Origin of the sequence: Nonomuraea sp. NBC_00507, from assembly GCF_036013525.1 — a bacterium.
Classification (GTDB): Bacteria; Actinomycetota; Actinomycetes; order Streptosporangiales; family Streptosporangiaceae; genus Nonomuraea.
Map to the genome: position 1 here is coordinate 5,633,930 of NZ_CP107853.1, position 20,877 is coordinate 5,654,806.

The following is a 20,877-nucleotide window of genomic DNA, read 5'->3' on the forward strand; positions in this document are numbered from 1 at the left end:
CGCGCTGCGGGGCAAGCGGGCGTCATGGCGTCAGGGCTTCGGGATGTGGTAGCGCAGGTGGGTCACGGGCGCGGTCCCCGCCACGGGTTTCCCCACAGGGATCAGCTCGGCCCGGTCCCCGGCGAACAGCGGTGTGCCCGCTCCCAGCAGCAGGGGGACGAGGTGGAGCCATATCTCGTCGAGCAGGCCTGCCCTGAGCAGTTGCCGGGCGACGTCCGCACCCAGCACCAGGACGTCCTTGTCCCCCGCGGCGTCCTTGGCACGTCGGACTGCCGCCTCCAGTCCATCGAAGGCGAACGTCCCGCCGTTGTCGCCGAGGAGGTCGTCCCTGGTCCGGTGGGTGACCACGAAGCTCGGGACGCCGGGCCATGGCGTGCCGCCCCACGGGCCCAAGCCGAGGTCGAAGGTACGCCGTCCGATGACGGTGGCCCCTACCGCCGCGTCCACCTGCCGGCGGATGCCGATGTCGACCCCGTCATCCGGCCCCTTCGCGGCCATCCACTCGTGCAGCCGTTCGCCGCCGTCCCCCATAGGTTCCGCCTCCCGGACGTTCGGTCCGGCCGTGAACCCGTCTAGGGACATCGACACATCCAGCACGACCTTGCTCATCGCGGGCCTCCTTCTGCTCCACCGGCGCCGCCCTCCGGCGCCGTCACGAGAAGGTCGGAGCCGGACCGGCCGTCTCGACACCACCACGGCAAAATCAGTGGGGGCGAGGTGAGGCGTACTCGAGCCGGGGACGGCCCCTTATTGCTCTCCGGGACGTGCCGGACGGTAGCGGTCGCGATCACTCGATCAGGTCGCAGAGACCTGGTCCCATGTCGTCACCCACCATGCACAGGGCGGTCTCGGCGCGGGAGGCAAGGACGAGAGGCGGGACCCCGGCCACCAGGTCGGCGTGCGTCAGCCGGTCGAGTGCGGCTCCCACCAGGGGTGCGGTCACCCGGAGGGCCGCCTGGAGTGCCACCCCGCCGGTCGAGCCGCCGTGCAGGACGATGTTGCGGCTGCGGTAGAGCCTGCGCAGGGAGATCTCGACATAGCGGCGCACCCGGGCGAGCACCGGGGCCGGCTCGGCAAGCAGCGCCCGCATCCGGGCGACAGCCGCGATGTCGCTTCTCCGGCGCCAGGAACGTTCCAAGGGAAGTGAATGACCCTGTGCCAGCTCAGTAGCGATCAGGATGGCGCGTTCCCGGTTGGAGGCGCACTGCTCCAGCCGTTCGGCCAGATCTCCGTCTCCTGTGCGCCGGATGCGATAGGAGAGCGCGGTCAGCTCGGCCCGCGGCCAGGAGCAGGTGACGAGCGCGGCCGCGCGTGAAGCGGCGATGACGCGCTCTCGCTCGTCGGGGTCCCGCGCCTCGGTCAACAGCGACTCCAGAGCGCTCCACCCGCCGGCGACGGCCGGGGCGAGCGGGCCGTGGTTGAGGGCCGAGGCGATCTCCAGTGCCTCGTCCACGGCGCTGCGCCGCCGGTCGGCCAGGCGCTGCGGCTCGGCTCCGACCACGTAGAGCTGACGTTCGGCGGCCAGGGACAGGACCCGGGCGCCCCGTGCGGGCATCCGGAGCGGCATCGCGCTGCCCTGGTTGAGCACAATGGCCGTGTCGAACGGCGTCACCGACCCGGTCGAGGCGAAGCGGGCGCGCGCCTGAAGGCGCTCGACCAGATCCGAGACGATTTCCAGTGCCCGCTCCGCGTCTCGTGCCTCTACCTCGTACGAAAGGGCGCCGATGACGTGAGCGGTCGGCTTCGCTCCGGCGGAGGCCATGAGCTCCGTGGCCTCACGCGCGCCGATCCAATGGGGCAGCTCCGCGGCCAGCTCTTCCCAGTTGTGCAAGGTGGCGAAGGGAACGACCACCGTCCAGCAGGTCGGCGGCAGTGTCAGCAGCCCGGCGGCCTCGCTGATCAGCTCTGTGGCCGACAGGCCGAGCCTGTCCTCACGGAGCCAGCGGTTGAGGCCGTCCATGCTGTGGCCGCTGTCGAGCAGATGAGAGGCGACCGCTCTGGCGACCTTCTCCGGCGGTGGCGGGTCGGCCTCGGCCACACACGCGGCCCAGCGGTCGAGGTAGCCGGGACGGCCCAGGTCGATGAGGTGGCGCAGCTTCCTGCGGCCGTCGCTGGCGACCGTCAGTGTCGTCCGCAGGCATTCCTGGAGCTCCCGCCGGAAGGCCTTCGAACCGAGCGCCGGGTCGTTGCCCAGCAGCCGCTCCATCTCATGCCGTTGCCAGTCGAGCGCCGACTGGGAGAGCACCCGACGGTCCACCCATGCGCCCGCCTCATGCAGTTCCTCCAGAGCCAGAAAAGAACTGACATCCCAGAGACGGCGAGGCCAGGGGGTCGCGGTGCCGCTGAAGTTCATCATGCGCGCAGCGACGTGTCGGGAGTATGAAGAGGACGGATCGCGCCCGGGAGGCGTTTTGTGCATGCTGCGAACCTTGCAATGAACGGAGGAATATGTGAGCCCAAAGTGTCGACCTGACTACTGTGAGCATAGAGAAGTGGCGGGATCGGTGTATGCTGTACCATGAAAACGCCGTGTGAGACGGCGACAAGCTTGTCCGGGGCTACGGCCCCCCAGAGGGCGTGATCGTAGAGATCACGCCCTCTGTTTTTTGGCCAGGCTCAGATGCCGTCGCGCCGCGACGCGGCTGAGCGCGGGGACCGGCGAACGTCCTACTCCCGGAATGGTATTCGGGAGCCCGTCCGGACGCTCAGCTCAGATGAGCGACAGGGGAGCGGAAACGTGGGCGTAGCACAGCGGCCGGGGGTGCTGCCGGCCATAGGCTCGGATCTCAGGGTGGCGCTCGCGCTGGGCGAGCGTGCGCTGCAGGTGAACGGGGATCTGCAGACGGCGCGGCGCTGGTTCGACGCCGCCTACCGGCAGGCGGAGTTGTGCGGCGATCCGATCGCGCTCGGGGTGGCCGCCCTGGGGCTGGGCGGGGTGTGGGTGCACGAGCACCGTACGTGCGCCGAATCCGAGATGGTGCGCGCCCGCCAGCGGCACGCGTTGTCGCTGCTCGATCCCGCGTCGCCGCTGGCCTTCCGGTTACGCGTGCGGATGCGGGGCGAGGAGGACTACCGCGCCGGCGGGCACGTGGCGATCATGGGGTTGCTGCGGCAGGCCAGGGACTCCGGGGATCCGCTGGCGCTGGCGGAGGCGCTGAGCCTGGCGCACCACTGCCTGCTCGGGCCTGAGCACGGGGCGACCCGGCTGGAGCTGGCCAGGGAGCTGATCGGCCAGGCGGCGGTCACCGAGCGCAGGGGCGACCTGATGATGGGCTTACTGTGGCGGACGGTTGATCTCTATCTGGCCGCCGATCCGCATGCCGAGCGGTGCCTGGAGGAGTTGCGCGGCCTGCTGCACGCGAACACCTATCTCGCGGTGGGGTACGTCGTCGACGCCATCGACGTCATGCTGACCATCCGGGCCGGGCGGTTCGGGGAGGCGGAGCAGCTGGCGGGGGAGTGCTTCGAGCGCGGCGTCGCGGCCGGCGACATGGACGCCACCGGCTGGTACGGCGGCCAGCTCGGCGCCATCCGCTGGTACCAGGGCCGGGCCGCCGAGACGCTGCCGGCGCTCCAGGACCTGGTCAGCTCGCCCACACTCAGCCCGATCGACAACTCGTACGTGGCGGCTCTGGCGCTGGCCTCGGCGACGGCGGGGGACCGGCGGTCGGCGGCCGGGCACCTGGCGCGGCTGCGCGGGCGGGATCTGGGAGACCTGCCCAGGTCGAGCAGCTGGCTGGTCTCGATGTACTGCGTCGTGGAGACCGCGCACCTGCTCCAGGACGCCGCCACGGCGGCGCAGGCGTACGCGTTGCTGAGCCCTTTCGCAGACCTCCCGGTGATCGGCAGCCTCGGCGTGGTCTGCTTCGGTTCGGTGCACCACGCCCTGGGCATGGCCGCGCTCACCATCGGTGACCTGGAGCGGGCGGTCGGGCACCTGCGGACCGCCGTGCAGGCGAACCTGGCGCTGGGGCACTGGCCGGCGGCCGCGCTGTCCAGGTGCCGGCTCGGGCAGGCGCTGGCGCTGTGCGACGGGCTGCGGGACGAGGCCGCGCTCGCGGAGCAGGTCGCCGCCGCGCGGGAGGCCAAAGAGCTGGGCATGGTGCTGCCCGCCGTGGTGGGACGGGCGGACGGCGGGCGGCGCGCCTGCCGCTTCCACAGGCAGGGGCGGCACTGGCAGGTCGAGCTGGGCGGGCGGGTCACGCTGGTGGAGCATAGTGTGGGCATGGCGTACCTGGCCGCGCTGGCCGACAATCCCGGGCGCGAGATCCTGGCCGCCGACCTCGCCGCGGGGATGTGGTCGCGCGGAGCCGAGGACGTCTCGGCGCAGCCGGTGCTCGACGACCTGGCCAGGGACGCCTACCGGGAGCGGCTGGCGCAGCTGCAGGCCGAGATCGACGAGCTCGAGGCCATGAACGATCTGGCGCGGGTGGCGGCGCTGCGGCTGGAACACGAGTGGCTGGTGGCCGAGCTGTCCGCGGCGACCGGCATCGGCGGGCGGTCGCGGCCGTTCGCGGGTAACGAGGAGCGCGCCAGGATCGCCGTCGGCAAGGCCATCAGGCGGGCGTTGTCGCGCATCGCGGCCGTGGATTCGGTGATGGGGGAGGAGCTGCGGGCCACCGTGCAGACGGGCCTGCGCTGCAGTTACCGTCCCCGGTGACGCCGGCGCGCGAGCCGGTGGCCGCATCCCCATGGTGGAATACAGGGTGGGCAGTGTTGGACAGGAAGAGAGCCACCCATGGAACACCGCATGTTGGGACGCACCGGACGCCAGGTCGGCGTCGTCGGCCTCGGGGCCTGGCAGCTCGGCGCCGACTGGGGTGAGGTCTCCGACGATGAGGCCTTCGCCACGCTCGAGGCCGCCGTGGACGCGGGCGTCACCTTCATCGACACCGCGGACGTGTACGGCGACGGGCGCAGTGAGCAGATCGTCGGCAGTTTCGCCAAGGGCCGCCCCGAGCTCACCGTGGCCACCAAGATGGGCCGGCGCGTGGAGCAGATCCCCTCGAACTACGTGATGTCCAACTTCCGCGCCTGGAACGAGCGCTCCCGCCAGAACCTCGGCGTGGACACGCTCGACCTGGTCCAGCTGCACTGCCCGCCGACCCCTGTCTACTCGGCGGACGCCGTGTTCGACGCCCTGGACACGCTGGTGGCCGAGGAGAAGATCGCCGCGTACGGGGTCAGCGTGGAGACCTGCGAGGAGGCGCTGACCGCGATCGCCCGGCCGGGGGTGGCGAGCGTGCAGATCATCCTGAACGCGTTCCGCCTCAAGCCCCTGGAGCAGGTGCTGCCGGCCGCGCGGGCGGCAGGGGTGGGCATCATCGCCCGGGTCCCGCTGGCCAGCGGCCTGCTGTCGGGCCGGTACGACGAGCACACCACGTTCGCGCCCGACGACCACAGGACCTATAACCGGCGCGGGGAGTCCTTCGACGTCGGCGAGACCTTCTCCGGCGTGGACTTCTCCACCGGCCTGGAGGCGGTCCGCCGCCTGGCGCCCCTGGTGCCGGAAGGCGTGACCATGGCTCAGTTCGCGCTGCGCTGGATCCTGGACCAGGAGGGCGTCTCGGTGGTCATCCCGGGGGCGCGCAACCCCGCCCAGGCGACGGCGAACGCGGCGGCGGCGTCTGTCCCGCCGCTCCCCGCCGAGACGCTCGACGCGGTGCAGGCGGTTTACGACGAGCTCATCCGCCCCCAGGTCCACGACCGCTGGTAGATCAGGCTCTCGCATGGTCACCAGAGCTGACGTCGCTCGCCTCGCCGGTGTCTCGACCGGCACCGTCTCGCATGTGCTCACCGGGGCGCGGTCGATCCGCCCGGAGACCCGCCGCAAGGTGCTCGACGCCATGGAGCAGCTCGGCTACACCCCCAACGCCATGGCCAGCGCCCTCGCCGGGGGCCGCAGCCGGATCATCGCGATCGTCTTCCCCTCTCAGCCGCGCACGATCGTGGGGTCGGACCTGGAATATGTCCTGGCCGCCACCGACGCCGCCCGCGCGCGGGGCTTCCACGTGGTGCTGTGGACCTCAGGCCCGGACGACCTGCACGAGCTCCGCCAGCTGGCCAAGGCCGGGCTCGTCCAGGGGTTCCTGCTCATGCAGGTCACGCTCACGGACGAGCGGGTGAGCTTCCTCCAGTCGGCCGGCATCCCGGTCGGGCTGATCGGGCGCACCCACACGCCCGGCCACGTCCCCTACGCGGACGCCGACTTCCCGCAGATCGCGCGCATGGTGGCCGAGCATCTCGCCGGACTCGGACACCGGACGATCGGCATGCTCAACGCGCCGTACGAGCGGGGCTCGCACGGCATCGGCGCGGCCGTGCGCTTCGCCGACGACGTCCGCCGCACCTGCGCGGACCTCGGGCTCGGCTGCACGATCGTGGCCGGCGAGCACACCGTCAGGGCGGGCCGCGCCGCGCTGCGCGAGCTGCTGGACACCGCGCCGGAGACGACGGCGATCATCTCCTACAACTGGGAGGCCACGCTGGGCGCGATGCATGAGGCACGCGCGCTCGGGCGGCCCATTCCCGAGCGGCTGTCGCTCGTGTTGTGCTCCAACGGCGAGCCGGAGTCGACCGATCCGGAGCTGACGACGGCTACCCCGCCCGCCACGGAGATCGCCACCGCCGCCGTGGAGGCCCTCATCGACCACCTGGCCGACCCGGACAGCCCGCCGACGCAGCGCCTGGTCCCGAGCGTGCTCGTGGAACGCCGCAGCACCGCGCCCGCCGTACGCTGAGGGGCATGATTCGTCCCGCAACGCCCGCTGACGTGCCCGCGATCCTCGACATGATCCGTGAGCTCGCCACATACGAGAAGGCCGCCCACGAGGTGCGCGCCACCGAAGAGGACTTGCGTACAGCGCTCTTCGGCGACTCTCCCGCCACCTTCGTCCACATCGCCGAGCAGGACGGCGAAGCCGTCGGCTTCACCCTGTGGTTCCTCACCTTCTCCACCTGGAGGGGCGTGCACGGCATCTACATGGAGGACCTCTACGTACGCCCCCAGCACCGCGGCGGCGGCCACGGCCTGGCGTTGATGGGGGAACTGGCCAGGATCTGCAAGGAGCGCGGATACCAGCGCTTCGAATGGTCGGTGCTCGACTGGAACGAGCCGAGCATCGGCTTCTACGACAAGCTCGGCGCGCTCAGGCAGGACGAGTGGCTGAAGTACCGGCTGACCGACGAGCCGCTGCGGCGCCTGGCCGAGCGGCAGGACTGAGGACCAGGCCGCGCAGGTCACGCACGGTGACGTGACCTGCGTGACACATATGCGTTAAACCCCGGCGTGCGTCCTGGGCCTGATGCGCTGGGTCTCCTCGAACCTCTCCATGCTCGGCTCCTCGACGTCACGACGCGTCTCCTCCATGCGCAGCGCGACTCCGATCGCGAAGAACGTGGGCGCCCACTCGCCGACGAAGAGTCCCCACCGGTCGGCGCGATCAAGGCCTGAGTATTCGGTGCTTCGTGAGGCCATCCAGGACGTGCAGGCCAGCCCGATCGAGCACAGCCCCGCGAGATACATGTGGTTGGACTTGATGCCCATCTTGTGCAGCGTTTTGATCATGGTTCCCCCCTTGCTGTGAGAGCTGGTACCCGGGGGGCGCGGCTGTAACCGAACATTACGATCGTGTTTCCGCTGTGACGCTTGTGCGCGGCTTGTTACAACGGTGAATCACATGTAACGAGCGCACAGCCACGGACTGTCAAAGTGCGTAACGAGCCATTCCTACCTTGGAGATCCCCGGACGCCGAGCGTAGGAGAGATCGATGGCGCGCTGGATCGCCGACTGGCACCCCGATGACCCAGCTTTCTGGGAGAATTCAGGCAAGCGCGTGGCGCGCCGCAACCTGATCTTCTCGATCGCTGCCGAGCACCTCGGCTTCACGGTGTGGACGCTTTGGAGCATCGTGGCCACCAAATTGGGTGTCTACGAGTTCACCACGGACCAGTTGTTCTGGCTGGTGGCCCTGCCGAACCTGATCGGGTCCGTGCTGCGGATCCCGTACACGTTCGGTCCCGCCAAGTTCGGCGGACGCAACTTCACCGTCGTCAGCGCACTGTTGCTGCTCATCCCGGCCATCGGCCTCGGGATCGCGGTCAGCAACCCGACCACGCCGTACTGGATGTTCCTCGTGATCGCGGCGCTGGCCGGGTTCGGTGGCGGCAACTTCGCCTCCAGCATGGCCAACATCACCTACTTCTACCCCCGCAGCAAGCAGGGGGTGGCGCTGGGGTTGAACGCCGCGGGCGGCAACATCGGCGTCAGCTCCGTGCAGCTCGTCATGCCGCTGGTCATCGGCACCCTCGGGCTGGCCGCCGCCGGCTGGTTCTGGCTCCCGCTCATCGTCGTGGCCGCCGTCTGCGCCTGGTTCTTCATGGACAACCTGACCAGCGCCAAGGCCAACCCGCGTGAGCAGTTCGCGGTCGCCGGCAAGGCTCAGACGTGGATCATGTCCTTCCTGTACATCGGCACGTTCGGCTCGTTCATCGGCTACTCCACCGCCTTCCCGCTGCTGAGCAAGAGCCTGTTCCCCGAGGCTCCGTTCGCCGTCGTAGCGTTCGTCGGGCCGCTGGTCGGCTCGCTGATCCGGCCGGTCGGCGGCTGGCTGGCCGACAAGCTCGGCGGCGCCCCCGTCACGCTGTGGAACTTCGCCGCGATGGGCGGCGGCGTGCTGCTGGTCTGGGCGGCCAGCTCCTCCGGGAACTTCTGGTTGTTCTTCCTGTCCTTCCAGCTGCTGTTCCTCACCTCCGGCATCGGCAACGGCTCCACGTACCGCATGATCCCGGCGATCTTCCAGGCCAAGGCTGTGGCCGAGCGCGGCGAGGGCGAGGAAGCCCTCCTGTACGGCAAGCGTCAGGCCTCGGCCGCCATCGGCATCATCTCGGCGGTCGGAGCGCTCGGCGGGTTCCTCATCAACCGGGCGTTCGGAATGGCGTTCGCGGCGGCCGGCACCCCCGCCCCCGCCTTCCTCGCCTTCGGCCTCTTCTACGCCTCCTGCTTCGCGCTCACCTGGTGGTGCTACACGCGCAAGGTCGGCGTCAAGGTCGTGGCCAGCCTCGCTCACGCAAGGGTCTGAACGTGACGGACGCGGTGAAGACGCACTGTCCGTACTGCGCACTGCAGTGCGGCATGGAGATCGGTCCTGAGCTGGCCATCCAGCCCAGGACCGACATCCCGGCCAACGCCTCGGGCGCGCTGTGCCAGAAGGGATGGACGTCGGGCGAGCTGCTCACCAACGGCGAGCGCCTGACCTCCCCCCTTCTGCACGGCGAGCCCGTGGAGTGGGACGTCGCGCTCGACTACGTCGCGTCCCGGTTGTCCGCCATCCGCGCCGAGCACGGCCCCGACGCCGTGGCCGTGTTCGGCGGGGGTGGCTTGACCAATGAGAAGGCCTACACGCTCGGCAAGTTCGCCAGGGTCACGCTCGGCACCAGCCAGATCGACTACAACGGCCGCTTCTGCATGTCCTCGGCGGCCGCCGCGTCGATCAAGGCGTTCGGCATGGACCGCGGGATGCCCTTCCCGATCACCGACCTGGCCGAGTCCGACATCGTGCTGCTGGCCGGCGGCAACGTCGCCGAGACCATGCCGCCGTTCGTCCGGCACCTGTCGGGCCCCCGGATGATCGTCATCGATCCGCGGCGCAGCCAGACCGCCAAGCTGGCCTGGCTGCACCTGCAGCCCACGCCCGGCACCGACCTGGCGCTCGCTCTCGGGCTCCTGCACATGGTCATCGCCGAAGGGCTCGTGGACGAGGAGTACGTCGCCGCCCGCACCACCGGGTTCGACGAGGTCCGCACCTCGCTCGCCTCCTGGTGGCCGGAGCGGGTCGAGCGGGTCACCGGAGTGCCCGTCTACCGGATGCGGCAGGCCGCTCGGGCCATGGCCGCGGCGAGCAAGGCGTACATCCTGACCGGGCGCGGCGCCGAGCAGCACGCCAAGGGCACCGACACCGTCACCGCGTTCATCAACCTCGCCCTCGCGCTCGGCCTGCCGGGCCGGCACGGCTCCGGCTACGGCTGCGTGACCGGGCAGGGCAACGGGCAGGGCGGCAGGGAGCACGGCCAGAAGGCCGACCAGCTGCCCGGCTACCGCAAGATCGACGACCCGGCGGCCCGCGAGCACGTCGCCGGTGTGTGGGGCGTGCCCGCCGAGTCGCTGCCCGGGCCGGGGCGGTCGGCGTACGAGCTGCTCGACGCCCTCGGAACCCCGGGAGGGCCGCGGGCGATGCTGCTGTTCGGGTCGAACCCCGTGATCTCCGCGCCGGCCGCCGAGCACGTCTCCGAGCGCATCGCCTCCCTGGACCTGCTCGTGACCTGCGATTTCGTCATGTCGGAAACCGCCGCCATGGCCGACGTCGTGTTCCCGGTGACGCAGTGGGCCGAGGAGACCGGCACCATGACCAACCTCGAGGGCCGCGTCCTGCTGCGCAACCGGGCCGTCTCCCCGCCGGACGGTGTCAGGAGCGATCTCGACGTGCTCGCCGGTCTGGCCGAGCGGCTCGGGCACCGCTTGGAGACCGACCCGGTCAAGGTGTTCGACGAGTTGCGCCGCGCCAGCAAGGGCGGACCCGCCGACTACTCCGGCATCACGTACGAGCGCATCACCGAGGAGAAGGGCGTGTTCTGGCCCTGCCCCTCGACCGATCACCCGGGCACGCCCCGCCCGTTCCTGGACTCCTTCGCCACCCCGGACGGCCGCGCCAGGTTCGTGCCGGTCCAGCACCGGCCGGTGGCCGAGGAGATCGACGAGGACTATCCCGTCTACCTGAGCACGGGACGGGTGCTGGCGCACTACCAGAGCGGCGCGCAGACGCGCAGGATCGCCTCGCTCGTCAAGGCCGCGCCCGAGCCGTTCGTCGAGATCCACCCGGACCTCGCCGAGCAGCTCGACATCTCGGCCGGCGACGTGGTGCGGGTCACCAGCAAGCGCGGCGAGGCCAAAGCCGTCGCCAGGATCAGCGACGCCATCAGACGCGACACCGTGTTCATGCCCTTCCACTGGGAGGGCGCCAACCGGCTCACCAACCCGGCCCTCGACCCGACGTCGAGGATGCCGGAGTTCAAGGTCTGCGCCGTCAGGGTGGAGAGGGACTCATGAGGCTCGTCGTCGTGGGGAACGGGATGGCCGGTTCGCGGCTGGTCAGCGAGGTGCGCACCCGCGACCCCCACATGAAGATCACGATTTTCGGCGCGGAGTCGTGCCAGCCGTACAACCGGGTTCTGCTGTCCAACGTGCTGGCCGGCAGCTCGCGCCCGGAGCAGGTGCGGCTGCTCGATTCCTCCTGGTACGCCGCCCACAACGTCGAGGCCGCCTTCGGCAGCTCGGTCGCCCACATCGACAGGGAGACCAGGCACGTCGTCACCGAGGACGGGCGGCACGAGCCGTACGACCTGCTGGTGCTGGCCACCGGCAGCGACGCCATCGTGCCGCCGATCCCCGGCGTGGAGCGGGCGATCCCGTTCCGCACCCTCGACGACTGCGAGCGCATCATGCGCGTGGCCGAGCAGGCCCGCCGGGCGGTCGTCATCGGCGGCGGGCTGCTCGGCATCGAGGCCGCCCGCGGCCTGGCCGGGCGCGGCCTGCCCGTCACGCTCCTGCACCTGGCCGGACACCTCATGGAGCGCCAGCTCGACGTCGAGGCCGGCGAGGTGCTCGGCGAGACACTGGCCGGGCTCGGCGTCGAGATCCGCACCGGCGTCTCCACCTCCTCCGTGGACGCCGACGGCGTCCGGCTCGACGACGGCGAGCTGATCGAGGCCGACCTGGTGGTGCTGGCCTGTGGCGTGCGCCCCATCACGGGCCTGGCCGCCGAGGCCGGGCTGGAGGTGCGGCGCGGCGTCGTCGTGGACGACGAGCTGCGCACCGACGACCCGTCGATCTTCGCCATCGGTGAGTGCGCCGAGCACGACGGCACCGTGTACGGCCTGGTCGCCCCCGCCTGGGAGCAGGCCTCCGTGGCCGCCGACGTCATCACCGGCGGCAAGAGCCTCTACCGCGGCTCCAGACTCGTCACCCGGCTCAAGGCCAGGAGCGTCGAGCTGGCCGCCATGGGCGAGACCCAGCTCACCGAGGAGCACGCCGAGGTCGTGCGCTTCAGCCACCGGGCCCGCGGCACCTACCGCAAGCTCGTCATCCGCGACGGCCGCCTGGTCGGCGCGATCCTGCTGGGGGAGAGCGACGCCGTCGGCACGCTCACCCAGCTCTTCGACCGCGGCGGACCGGTGCCGGGCGACCGGGCGGGGCTGCTGTTCCCGGGGCTGTCGTCGGCGCCGGTGGCTGACAGTCCGACGCTGATGCCCGACGCGGCCAAGGTCTGCCAGTGCAACAACGTGACCAAGGGCCAGATCAGGGCGTGCTGGGAAGCGGGGGCACGGGATGTGGACGGAGTGGCGGCCGCTACCCGGGCCACGACCGGATGCGGTACCTGCCGCGACGCCGTGGAAGGCATCGTGAGCTGGCTCTGCGAGCAGGAAGGGATTTCCGTATGAGCAGGATCGTCGTCGTGGGGTACGGGCCGACGGCCCACCGGCTCGTCGAAACCCTCGTCAGCAAGGGCTTCGACGGGCAGATCACCGTGATCGGGGAGGAGCCGCGGCCCGCGTACGACCGCGTGGCCCTGACCTCCTACCTGTCGGGCACGACCGTGGAGGACCTCACCTACGACGTGCCGGCCGGCACGGTGACGAGGCTGAGCACGCGGGTCACCGGCATCGACAGGGACGCCCGTCTCGTCACCTTGTCGGACGGCGCCACCGAACCTTATGACGTGCTCGTGCTGGCCACCGGATCGGCGCCGTTCGTGCCGCCGGTGCCCGGGGCCGAGCACGCCTTCGTCTACCGCACGATCGAGGACCTGGACGCGATCAGGGTGGCCGCCAAGGACGCGGTCGAGGGCGTCGTGGTCGGCGGCGGGCTGCTCGGCCTGGAGGCGGCCGACGCGCTGCGGGCGCTCGGGCTGAAGGCGCACATCATCGAGATGAGCCCCTGGCTGATGCCGCGGCAGGTCGACGAGGGCGGCGGCTCGGTGCTCAAGCAGCACATCGAGGGCCTCGGGCTGAGCGTGCACGCCGGCGCCGGCGTCAAGGAGATCGTCGCCGACGACAACGGCCAGGTCATCGGGCTGCGCAAGCCGGACGAGACGCTGGTGGACGCCCAGGTCGTGGTGTTCTCCGCCGGCATCAGGCCGCGGGACGAGCTGGCCAGGTCGTCGGGGCTGGAGGTCGGCGAGCGCGGCGGCATCGTGGTCGACTCCGCGATGCTCACCTCCGACCCCGCCATCTACGCGGTGGGCGAGTGCGCGCTGGCCGGCGGCATGATCTACGGGCTGGTCGGGCCGTGCAACAACATGGCCGAGGTGGCCGCCGACCGGATCATGGGCGGGTCCGCGACGTTCGAGGGCGCGGACATGTCCACGAAGCTCAAGCTGCTCGGCGTGGAGGTCGCTCAGTTCGGGTCCATGACGGGGGCGCTGGATGTCACCTACATGGACCCGGTGGCCGGCGTCTACAAGAGGCTGTTCATCAGCGACGACGCGCAGACGCTGCTCGGCGGCATCTGCGTGGGCGACGCCTCGCCGTACACGCAGCTGCGTCCCTTCGTCGGCAAGGCGCTGCCGGCCTCGCCGTCCGACCTGCTCTTCAGCGGGGCCGGGGCCAGCCTGGACCTGCCGGACGAGGCGCAGGTCTGCTCCTGCAACAACGTGTGCGCGGGCGACATCCGCACCGCCATCGCCGACAAGGGCTGCACCGACGTCCCCGGGCTCAAGGCCTGCACCCGCGCCGGCACCACCTGCGGCAGCTGCGTGCCGATGCTCAAGCAGCTGCTGGAGAAGTCGGGCGTCGAGGTCAGCAAGGCGCTGTGCGAGCACTTCACGTACTCGCGGGCCGAGCTGTTCGACATCGTCCGCGTCCGCAACATCACGACGTTCTCCCAGCTCATCACCGAGCACGGGCAGGGCCGGGGCTGCGACATCTGCAAGCCGGCCGTGGCCTCGATCCTGGCCTCGCTGCACAACGGGCACGTGCTGGAGGGCGAGCGGGCCGCGCTGCAGGACACCAACGACCACTTCCTCGCCAACATGCAGAAGAACGGCACGTACTCGGTCGTGCCGCGCATCCCCGGCGGCGAGATCACGCCGGAGAAGCTCATCGTGATCGGCGAGGTCGCCCGCGACTTCGGCCTCTACACGAAGATCACCGGTGGGCAGCGGATCGACCTTTTCGGGGCCCGCGTCGACCAGCTGCCGGAGATCTGGCGGCGGCTGGTGGAGGCCGGGTTCGAGTCCGGGCACGCCTATGGCAAGGCCCTGCGTACGGTGAAGTCCTGCGTGGGCTCGACCTGGTGCCGCTACGGCGTGCAGGACTCGGTGGGCCTGGCCATCGCGCTGGAGCTGCGCTACCGCGGCCTGCGCTCGCCGCACAAGCTCAAGTCCGCCGTCTCCGGCTGCGCCCGCGAGTGCGCCGAGGCCAGGTCGAAGGACTTCGGCATCATCGCCACCGAGAAGGGCTGGAACCTGTACGTCGCCGGCAACGGCGGCTTCAAGCCCCGCCACGCCGACCTGCTGGCCGGCGACCTGTCCACCGAAGAGCTCATCAGGACCATCGACCGGTTCCTGATGTTCTACATCCGCACCGCCGACCGGCTGCAACGTACCGCCGCCTGGCTGGAGTCCCTGGAAGGCGGGCTCGACTACCTACGGGAGGTGATCATGGAGGACTCGCTCGGGATCTGCGCCGACCTCGACGCGCAGATGGAGCACCACACCGCGACCTACGCCGACGAGTGGGCCGCCACTCTGGACGACCCGGAGAAGCTGAGCAGGTTCGTCAGCTTCGTCAACGCACCCGGCGTCCCCGACCCGTCGATCGTCTTCGAGCAGGAGCGCGGCCAGATCAAGCCGGTGATGGCTCGATGAGCTGGACGCCGATCTGCGACTACGACAAGCTGATGCCGGAGCGCGGCGTGTGCGCGCTGGTGGACGGCCGGCAGGTGGCCGTCTTCCGCACCTACGACGGCACGCTGCACGCGCTGGACAACCTCGACCCGTTCAGCGGCGCGTACGTGCTCTCGCGCGGCATCGTCGGCACCAGGAAGGGCGAGCCGACCGTGGCCTCACCGCTGCACAAGCAGGTGTTCTCGCTGGTGTCCGGGGTCTGCCTGGACGAGAAGGACGTGTCGGTGCCCGTCTATCCGGTACGGGTGGCCGGCGGGTACGTAGAGGTGAGCCTCTAGGCGTACCCAAGGATCAGGCCCAAGTCGTCCGCTCGCACGACGGCTTGGGCCTGATTTTTTGTGTGTGGTCAGTCCTTGCCGTGCTCCACCGGCGGGTAGACGTGCGGGCTGCGGTGGGCCGCCGGCAGGACGCAGCGCCGTCCGGCCTCGACGCTGTCGCAGCGTTCGGCGTCCTCGCGCTGGGGGAGGGGCTCGGGGTTCGCCTGTGTACGTGCCACTGGACGGACGCTATCGGCGACCTCCGGTGCTCTGGTCTCGAGGCGGCAACGATCGCAGCTCTGAACGGTCTCCCTAGAACCGGTCATTTGGTCTAGTAATACCGGTCGAGGTAAAGAGGGCGTGCAAAGTGCCTAAACCGCGCATTCGGCGACGAGTGGCGCGGGCATCTAGCGGCCATGAGCAAGATTTCTCAGCGCAGGGCGCTTCTGATGGCCGCGATCATTCCCGCCATGCTGCTGGCGGGCTGCGCCGCGGGGGGCAGCGGCACGCAAGCAGCTTTGAAGGGGGCGGCGAGTCCGGCGACGCCGACCGAGGACATGATGTCGCCGGAGGAGACCGACACGGCCTCGCCCACCGAGACGGACGCCACGCCGACGGAGGGCGGGGCCACCGAGGCGCGCGCGGCCGTCGAGGGGTTCTTCAACGCGCTCAAATCGGGGAACGTGGACCAGGTCGCGGGCGCCTTCGCCGAGGACGCGGTGGTCGCCGTGAACGGGAAGGCCACGGCGGAGGGCACCGAGGCGATCCGCACGCTCTTCCAGGGCCAGATCAACGAGATGAAGCAGGCCACCCACACCATCGAGGAGGAGCGCGCGCTCGGCACCGAGAACGCCTTCGTCACCGCGACGAGCAAGCAGGGGCAGAACAACCTTCGCGAGCTGTTCCTGCTCTCGCAGGACGGCGGGGAGTGGAAGATCTCGCACTACATGAACAACCAGGCCGGCTGAACACGGCGGAGCGGCGCGCCGACGGTGCGCCGCATTCCTGGAACCTTGTCCTCTCAGGCGGTGTATCACCTGCGGAGGTGGTCCCATGAAGAGGATGCCGGCGATGTTCGCCGCACTGCTGGCCGCCGTGGTGGCGGCTCTGGTCACAGGGACTGTTCCGGCCGGTGCGGCGGGGAACTGGGCGGTGACGTACATGGATCCGCTGCCGGGCCGGTTCGACGGCGGCACGCCGTACGCGGTCGGGTTCTGGGTGTTGCAACACGGCAACCACCCGTACGAGGGGCAGCTCGGGACGGTCGGGCTGCGGCTCACCCGTGAGGACGACGGGAAGAGCCTGATGTTCGAGGGCACGGCCCTTCCCGAGGCCGGGCACTACGCCACGTCGGTGGTCGTGCCGGAGGGCGTGTGGAAGGTCGAGGGCATCCAGGGAGTCTTCATGCCGCACGAGGTGGGTCGGCTCAGCGTTCCCGGCGGGCTGAAGATCAAGCCCGTGCAGCAAGAGGTGATCGAGGGCTTCGTGTCGCTGCGGACGGACTATTGGGACGCCGTGCGCCCGCCCGGGTTCCCCGACCTGCCGGGAGACAAGGTGACGGCCGGGATCGGCCCCGGCCAGGAAGTCGCCACGGCGGCGCCCCCACCGGCCACGGCGGCGCCTCAGAAGGTGGCGGCGGCCCAGGAGCAGGGCTCCGGCGGGATCCCCGTGTACACACTGGCTCTCGCGGCACTCGGGGGCGCGCTGCTCGCGGTGGCGGCGCTGCGTCTGCCGGGCCGCAAGGACACGGCGTCGGTCGGCGCATCTTGACGATGAACCTGCGGATCTCGCGGAGGTCGCGCAGCCTGTGCTCGTACGTCGCCCCGGCCATGGCCGCTCGTGACAGAGGCCGGTGGGGGCGGCGTCAGAGCTCGCGTTCCTGCGCGTCCAAGATGGCGACCGACACCGCGACCGCCCTCGCCGGATTCCCGTCCTCGATCGCCCGCAGCAGCTCCTCGTGCGAGGTGTCCGGCTCCAGCATCGCCTCCTCCTGATCCCGCACGCTGTCGCGCAACGCGTCGCTCATGCTCCGGTAGAGGTCGGCGAGCAGCGCGTTGTGCGCCGCGTCGGCCACCAGCACGTGGAAGGCGACGTCAGCGTCCGCGTAGCCGTCCAGATCGCCCGCCTGCCCCGCCGCGTCCCGCCGGGCCAGCGTCTCGCGCAGCGCGACCAGGTCCTCCTCGCTGCGCCGGCCGGCCGCCAGCCGGGCCGCGACGAGGTCGAGCCCGCGGCGCACGTCGATGATGTCCATGGCGGCCGCCGTGTCCAGCCGCCGGCGCAGCGCGACCTTGGACTCGTCGGTGGCGGTCACGTACGTGCCGTCGCCCTGCCGGGTGTGCAGCAGCCCGGCATGGGCCAGCACCCGGACCGCCTCGCGCACGGACAGCCGGCTCATGCCCAGGCTCTGGGCGAGCTGGCTCTCGGACGGGATCTTGGTGCCGACCGGCCACGCCCCGCGGGCGATCTCCCGGCGGAGCTCGTCGATGGCGGCGTCAACGAGCGAGGTCCGAGCGACGTTTCGCATGCAATCCTCTTCCCATTTCGGCTGGGGAGTCCCACCTTAAGCGGTGATCAGGCCAGCTCGGCGGCCAGGCGCTCGATCGTGTCGCGGCCTTCCAGCGGACGCAGCCAGGCGGGCGGCAGGGCGGCGGCGCCGTGCAGCGTGCCCAGCAGGTTGCCGCAGACCGAGCCGGTCGAGTCGCTGTCCCCGGAGTGGTTGACCGACAGCAGCAGCGCACGCTCGACGGAGGTCTCGGCCAGGGCGCAGTAGACGCCGATGGCCAGCGCCTCCTCGGCCACCCACGCCCCGCCCAGCGACTCCACCCGCTCGGGGGAAGGCGGGCCGCCGAGCTCGAGCGCCGCGCGCAGCGCCGCCGTGGTCTCCTCGTGCGCCCGGTAGTCGGCCAGCAGCTCCAGCGTGCGGTGCACGGCGGGTTCCAGGGCCTCGCCCGCGATCAGGTAGGCGATGATCGCCGCGAACGCCCCCGCCGCCAGGTAGCCGGTGGGATGGCCATGGGTGATCTGCGCGCACGCCGCCGCCGTCTCAAAGGCCGACCGGGGGTCGGACGGCGTACGGAACAGGCCGAAGGGGGCCGAGCGCATCACGGTGCCGCAGCCCTTCGAGTCCGGGTTCACCGGCCCCGGCTCGCCAAGGGGCGACGGGCCGGGAAAGGGCCGGCGCAACCCCGACAGGCAGGCGTTGCCGGGCGCCCGGCGCGAGTACAGCCAGCCCTCCTCGCGCAGCCGCCCCGTACGGTGCGGCTGGTCTGCGGGCGGGGGAGCGTCGTGGCTCTGGGTGTCGTACCAGCGCAGGTATGCCTGCCGCACGGCCTCGACCACTTCCGCGTCGCTTGCCGCCGCGACTCCCGTGTCGCCTGCTCCTGGGGACGCCGCCACCGGCGCGCCGCCGGCCACCGCCGCCGATGATCCGCTAGCGTGATCGGCGCGGACGAGGCCTTCGACCGTGAAGAGCGTCATCTGGGTGTCGTCGGTGATGAGACCCGTTTTGCCGCGCCAATCGGCGACATATCCGGAAACGCCATCCGGGCCGTGATGCTTGCGGATCTCCCGCAACGATGCGAACTCGATGGGCGCCCCGAGCGCGTCGCCGATCGCGCCGCCGAGGAGGCAACCCCGGACTCGATCCTGACCATCCATACCCCGGATCTTGTCAGGTCCCGAGCCGTCTGAGAGATTGCCATGTATTTTCGCTCACTCGCACGGAGGTCACGCGTGCCACAATTACGCCCGGCCCTCATCGCCGTCGCCCTCACCCTGGCGATCGCGACGCCAGCGCAGGCCACTGCCGGACCTGCCCTCACCATCGAGAACGGCCGTACGCAGCCGGTCTTCTCCTATGCGGACGCGATCCGCGAGCACGTGTACGTCGAGTCCACTGTCGACAGCGACCTGGACGGCAAGCTCGACAAAGTACGTGTGGACATCATCAGGCCCAAGGAGTCCGGCCCCGGACTCAAGGTGCCCGTGATCATCGACGAGAGCCCGTACTACGACAACTCGGGCCGCGGCAACGAAGGCGAGCGCAAGGTCTACGACGCCGCCGGAAATGTCGCGAAATTCCCCCTCTTCTACGATAACTACTTCGTCCCCCGCGGCTACGCCGTCCTCAACGTCGACATGCTCGGCACCACCAGGTCCGAGGGCTGCCCCGACATCGGCGGCAAGGCCGACGTGCTGGGCGGCAAGGCCGTCATCGACTGGCTGAACGGCCGCGCCAAGGCGTACAAGGCCGACGGCGCCCCCGCCGTGGCCGACTGGACGACCGGCAACGCCGCCATGATCGGCAAGTCGTACGACGGCACCCTGGCCAACGCCGTCGCCGCCACCGGCGTCGAGGGCCTGAAGACCATCGTGCCGATCTCGGCGATCAGCTCCTGGTACAAGTACCAGCGCTCGAACGGCGTGATCTACAACTACGACTACGCCTCCTGGCTGGCCAACTACGTCGACACCGACCCCGAGGCCAAGTGCAAGCCGGTCCGCGACAAGATGGACGCCGAGGACGGCGACGACACGGGCAACTACAACCCGTTCTGGGCCGAGCGCGACTACATCAAGGGCCTGCTCGGCGACGCCTCCAAGGTCAAGGCCAGCGTCTTCGTCATCCACACCGTCAACGACCTCAACGTCAAGCCGGACAACTTCTCCGCCTGGTGGAAGGCCCTGGCCGACCGGGACGTGCCGCGCAAGATCTGGGTCGGCCAGACCCAGCACGTGGACCCGTTCGACTTCGAAGGCCGCAGAGGGCTCTGGGTGGACACCCTGCACCGCTGGTTCGACCGCTGGCTGCACGGCGTCGACAACGGGATCATGAGGGAGTCCCGCGCCGACGTCGAGGTCGGGCCGGCGAAGTGGATCACTCAGCGCGACTGGCCGGCGCCGTTCGCGATGAAGGCGACGCTGCGTCCCGCGCCCGACGGCTCGCTCGGGCTCAAGCCCGCCGCCAAGAACAGCACCGCCTCGTTCACCGACGTCGCCATGAGCGAGACCGCCATGGTGGCCGACGTGGGCACCCCGAATCCGGGACGGGTGGCGTTCACCACCGGCGCGCTCCCGCTCGACCTGCGCCTGTCCGGCACACCCACCGCCGACCTGCGGGTCAAGCTGGACAAGCCCACCTCTAACCTGACCGCCCTGCTCGTCGACTTCGGCGAGGACACCCGCGTCGACTGGCGCCGCGGCCAGGGCATCACCACGCTCACCGAGGAGGACTGCCACGGCGAGAGCACCGCGGCCGACGACGCCTGCTACAAGAAGGTCGTCACGAACGTGGCCACCCGTCCGCTGGAGATCGTCGCCCGCGGCTGGATAGACGTGCAGAACCGCTTCTCGCTCAGCCAGGCCGCGCCGCTGCCCGTCGGCACGTACGGCACGGTGAAGTGGCTGACGTTGCCGCAGGACTACATCTTCAAGAAGGGCCACAGGATCGGCCTGGTGATCGCGGGCACCGACTCCACCTACAGCGGTGAGACCGGAACCGGCGCCGGCGTCACCGTCGACCTGGCCCAGAGCAGTGTCGTCGTGCCGTTCGCGCTGACCACGCCGCTGGCCGACGTGCCGCAGGACAAGGCCAGGTTCCACGGACCCGACCGGATCGAGCTGCCCAAGCCCGAATCCGCGTTCCAGTTCTTCTAAACCG

General features: G+C 70.4%; 18 protein-coding genes. 12 read left to right on the forward strand and 6 right to left on the reverse strand.

What is annotated here, in order from left to right; all coding sequences use genetic code 11:
• Positions 1-30: 30 nt before the first annotated feature.
• Together OHA25_RS27435 and OHA25_RS27440 are read right to left on the reverse strand one after the other, a co-directional pair.
• Positions 31-609: a dihydrofolate reductase family protein gene (locus OHA25_RS27435; protein WP_327590331.1), complete on the reverse strand. Its 579-nt coding sequence runs from the start codon at positions 607-609 to the stop codon at positions 31-33.
• Positions 610-787: 178 nt separating this feature from the next.
• Positions 788-2,257 carry a hypothetical protein gene (locus OHA25_RS27440; protein WP_327590332.1) on the reverse strand — a complete coding sequence of 490 codons (1,470 nt, stop codon included), beginning with the start codon at positions 2,255-2,257 and terminating at the stop codon, positions 788-790.
• A gap of 480 nt (positions 2,258-2,737) precedes the next feature.
• On the opposite strand from OHA25_RS27440, the gene OHA25_RS27445 reads away from it, so the two are divergent.
• The 4 genes from OHA25_RS27445 to OHA25_RS27460 all read left to right on the forward strand — a co-directional run bounded on the left by OHA25_RS27445 (position 2,738) and on the right by OHA25_RS27460 (position 7,222).
• Complete coding sequence (locus OHA25_RS27445) at positions 2,738-4,660, forward strand: hypothetical protein (protein WP_327590333.1); 1,923 nt, start codon at positions 2,738-2,740, stop codon at positions 4,658-4,660.
• A gap of 78 nt (positions 4,661-4,738) precedes the next feature.
• Positions 4,739-5,716: an aldo/keto reductase gene (locus tag OHA25_RS27450; RefSeq protein ID WP_327590334.1), complete on the forward strand. Its 978-nt coding sequence runs from the start codon at positions 4,739-4,741 to the stop codon at positions 5,714-5,716.
• A 13-nt stretch (positions 5,717-5,729) separates the two neighbouring features.
• On the forward strand, positions 5,730-6,740 hold the full coding sequence (locus OHA25_RS27455; protein WP_327590335.1) for a LacI family DNA-binding transcriptional regulator: 1,011 nt from the start codon (positions 5,730-5,732) through the stop codon (positions 6,738-6,740).
• 5 nt (positions 6,741-6,745) lie between these two features.
• A complete protein-coding gene (locus tag OHA25_RS27460; protein WP_327590336.1) occupies positions 6,746-7,222 on the forward strand; it encodes a GNAT family N-acetyltransferase in 477 nt (158 codons plus the stop codon).
• Between the two features lie 54 nt (positions 7,223-7,276).
• On the opposite strand, the gene OHA25_RS27465 is transcribed toward OHA25_RS27460, so the two are convergent.
• Positions 7,277-7,567 carry a hypothetical protein gene (locus OHA25_RS27465; RefSeq protein WP_305922254.1) on the reverse strand — a complete coding sequence of 97 codons (291 nt, stop codon included), beginning with the start codon at positions 7,565-7,567 and terminating at the stop codon, positions 7,277-7,279.
• Positions 7,568-7,770: 203 nt separating this feature from the next.
• Between OHA25_RS27465 and OHA25_RS27470 the strand changes: the two genes are divergently transcribed.
• The 5 genes from OHA25_RS27470 to nirD are packed head-to-tail and all read left to right on the forward strand — an operon-like array spanning position 7,771 to position 15,239.
• Positions 7,771-9,081: an MFS transporter gene (locus OHA25_RS27470; RefSeq protein WP_327590337.1), complete on the forward strand. Its 1,311-nt coding sequence runs from the start codon at positions 7,771-7,773 to the stop codon at positions 9,079-9,081.
• Positions 9,082-9,083: 2 nt separating this feature from the next.
• Positions 9,084-11,105 (forward strand): molybdopterin oxidoreductase family protein, encoded by a 2,022-nt coding sequence (locus OHA25_RS27475; RefSeq protein WP_327590338.1) that lies wholly within the window; start codon positions 9,084-9,086, stop codon positions 11,103-11,105.
• Entirely contained in the window at positions 11,102-12,496 is a 1,395-nt protein-coding gene (locus OHA25_RS27480; protein ID WP_327590339.1) for an FAD-dependent oxidoreductase, read from the forward strand. Before OHA25_RS27475 ends, OHA25_RS27480 begins: the two co-directional genes overlap by 4 nt.
• Positions 12,493-14,922 carry a nitrite reductase large subunit NirB gene (nirB, locus tag OHA25_RS27485; protein WP_327590340.1) on the forward strand — a complete coding sequence of 810 codons (2,430 nt, stop codon included), beginning with the start codon at positions 12,493-12,495 and terminating at the stop codon, positions 14,920-14,922. The genes OHA25_RS27480 and nirB overlap by 4 nt, the downstream gene beginning before the upstream one ends.
• Complete coding sequence (gene nirD / locus OHA25_RS27490) at positions 14,919-15,239, forward strand: nitrite reductase small subunit NirD (RefSeq protein ID WP_305922259.1); 321 nt, start codon at positions 14,919-14,921, stop codon at positions 15,237-15,239. Before nirB ends, nirD begins: the two co-directional genes overlap by 4 nt.
• Before the next feature lie 68 nt (positions 15,240-15,307).
• Here the strand turns inward: nirD and OHA25_RS27495 are convergent, their stop codons facing one another.
• A complete protein-coding gene (locus tag OHA25_RS27495; RefSeq protein WP_327590341.1) occupies positions 15,308-15,457 on the reverse strand; it encodes a hypothetical protein in 150 nt (49 codons plus the stop codon).
• A gap of 177 nt (positions 15,458-15,634) precedes the next feature.
• Here OHA25_RS27495 and OHA25_RS27500 point away from each other — a divergent pair, with 177 nt between their 5' ends.
• Together OHA25_RS27500 and OHA25_RS27505 are read left to right on the forward strand one after the other, a co-directional pair.
• Positions 15,635-16,186 (forward strand): YybH family protein, encoded by a 552-nt coding sequence (locus OHA25_RS27500; RefSeq protein ID WP_327590342.1) that lies wholly within the window; start codon positions 15,635-15,637, stop codon positions 16,184-16,186.
• 85 nt (positions 16,187-16,271) lie between these two features.
• Entirely contained in the window at positions 16,272-16,988 is a 717-nt protein-coding gene (locus tag OHA25_RS27505; RefSeq protein WP_327590343.1) for a hypothetical protein, read from the forward strand.
• 94 nt (positions 16,989-17,082) lie between these two features.
• On the opposite strand, the gene OHA25_RS27510 is transcribed toward OHA25_RS27505, so the two are convergent.
• The gene (locus tag OHA25_RS27510; RefSeq protein WP_327590344.1) at positions 17,083-17,742 is read right to left on the reverse strand and encodes a FadR/GntR family transcriptional regulator; all 660 of its coding nucleotides are present in this window, start codon (positions 17,740-17,742) and stop codon (positions 17,083-17,085) included.
• 47 nt (positions 17,743-17,789) lie between these two features.
• Positions 17,790-18,875, reverse strand: a complete 1,086-nt coding sequence (locus tag OHA25_RS27515) for an ADP-ribosylglycohydrolase family protein (protein WP_327590345.1) — start codon at positions 18,873-18,875, stop codon at positions 17,790-17,792.
• Between the two features lie 75 nt (positions 18,876-18,950).
• Between OHA25_RS27515 and OHA25_RS27520 the strand changes: the two genes are divergently transcribed.
• Complete coding sequence (locus OHA25_RS27520) at positions 18,951-20,873, forward strand: Xaa-Pro dipeptidyl-peptidase (RefSeq protein WP_327590346.1); 1,923 nt, start codon at positions 18,951-18,953, stop codon at positions 20,871-20,873.
• The last annotated feature ends 4 nt before the right edge of the window (positions 20,874-20,877 follow it).

What these genes read in the sequence shown, in the direction of transcription:
- OHA25_RS27480 (WP_327590339.1), top strand. Translation starts at nt 11,102, where the DNA reads ATGAGGCTCGTCGTCGTGGGGAACGGGATGGCCGGTTCGCGGCTGGTC.
- OHA25_RS27470 (WP_327590337.1), top strand. Translation starts at nt 7,771, where the DNA reads ATGGCGCGCTGGATCGCCGACTGGCACCCCGATGACCCAGCTTTCTGG.
- OHA25_RS27505 (WP_327590343.1), top strand. Translation starts at nt 16,272, where the DNA reads ATGAAGAGGATGCCGGCGATGTTCGCCGCACTGCTGGCCGCCGTGGTG.
- OHA25_RS27460 (WP_327590336.1), top strand. Translation starts at nt 6,746, where the DNA reads ATGATTCGTCCCGCAACGCCCGCTGACGTGCCCGCGATCCTCGACATG.
- OHA25_RS27435 (WP_327590331.1), bottom strand. Translation starts at nt 609, where the DNA reads ATGAGCAAGGTCGTGCTGGATGTGTCGATGTCCCTAGACGGGTTCACG.
- OHA25_RS27465 (WP_305922254.1), bottom strand. Translation starts at nt 7,567, where the DNA reads ATGATCAAAACGCTGCACAAGATGGGCATCAAGTCCAACCACATGTAT.
- OHA25_RS27500 (WP_327590342.1), top strand. Translation starts at nt 15,635, where the DNA reads ATGAGCAAGATTTCTCAGCGCAGGGCGCTTCTGATGGCCGCGATCATT.
- OHA25_RS27455 (WP_327590335.1), top strand. Translation starts at nt 5,730, where the DNA reads ATGGTCACCAGAGCTGACGTCGCTCGCCTCGCCGGTGTCTCGACCGGC.
- OHA25_RS27450 (WP_327590334.1), top strand. Translation starts at nt 4,739, where the DNA reads ATGGAACACCGCATGTTGGGACGCACCGGACGCCAGGTCGGCGTCGTC.
- OHA25_RS27510 (WP_327590344.1), bottom strand. Translation starts at nt 17,742, where the DNA reads ATGCGAAACGTCGCTCGGACCTCGCTCGTTGACGCCGCCATCGACGAG.
- OHA25_RS27515 (WP_327590345.1), bottom strand. Translation starts at nt 18,875, where the DNA reads ATGGATGGTCAGGATCGAGTCCGGGGTTGCCTCCTCGGCGGCGCGATC.
- nirB (WP_327590340.1), top strand. Translation starts at nt 12,493, where the DNA reads ATGAGCAGGATCGTCGTCGTGGGGTACGGGCCGACGGCCCACCGGCTC.
- nirD (WP_305922259.1), top strand. Translation starts at nt 14,919, where the DNA reads ATGAGCTGGACGCCGATCTGCGACTACGACAAGCTGATGCCGGAGCGC.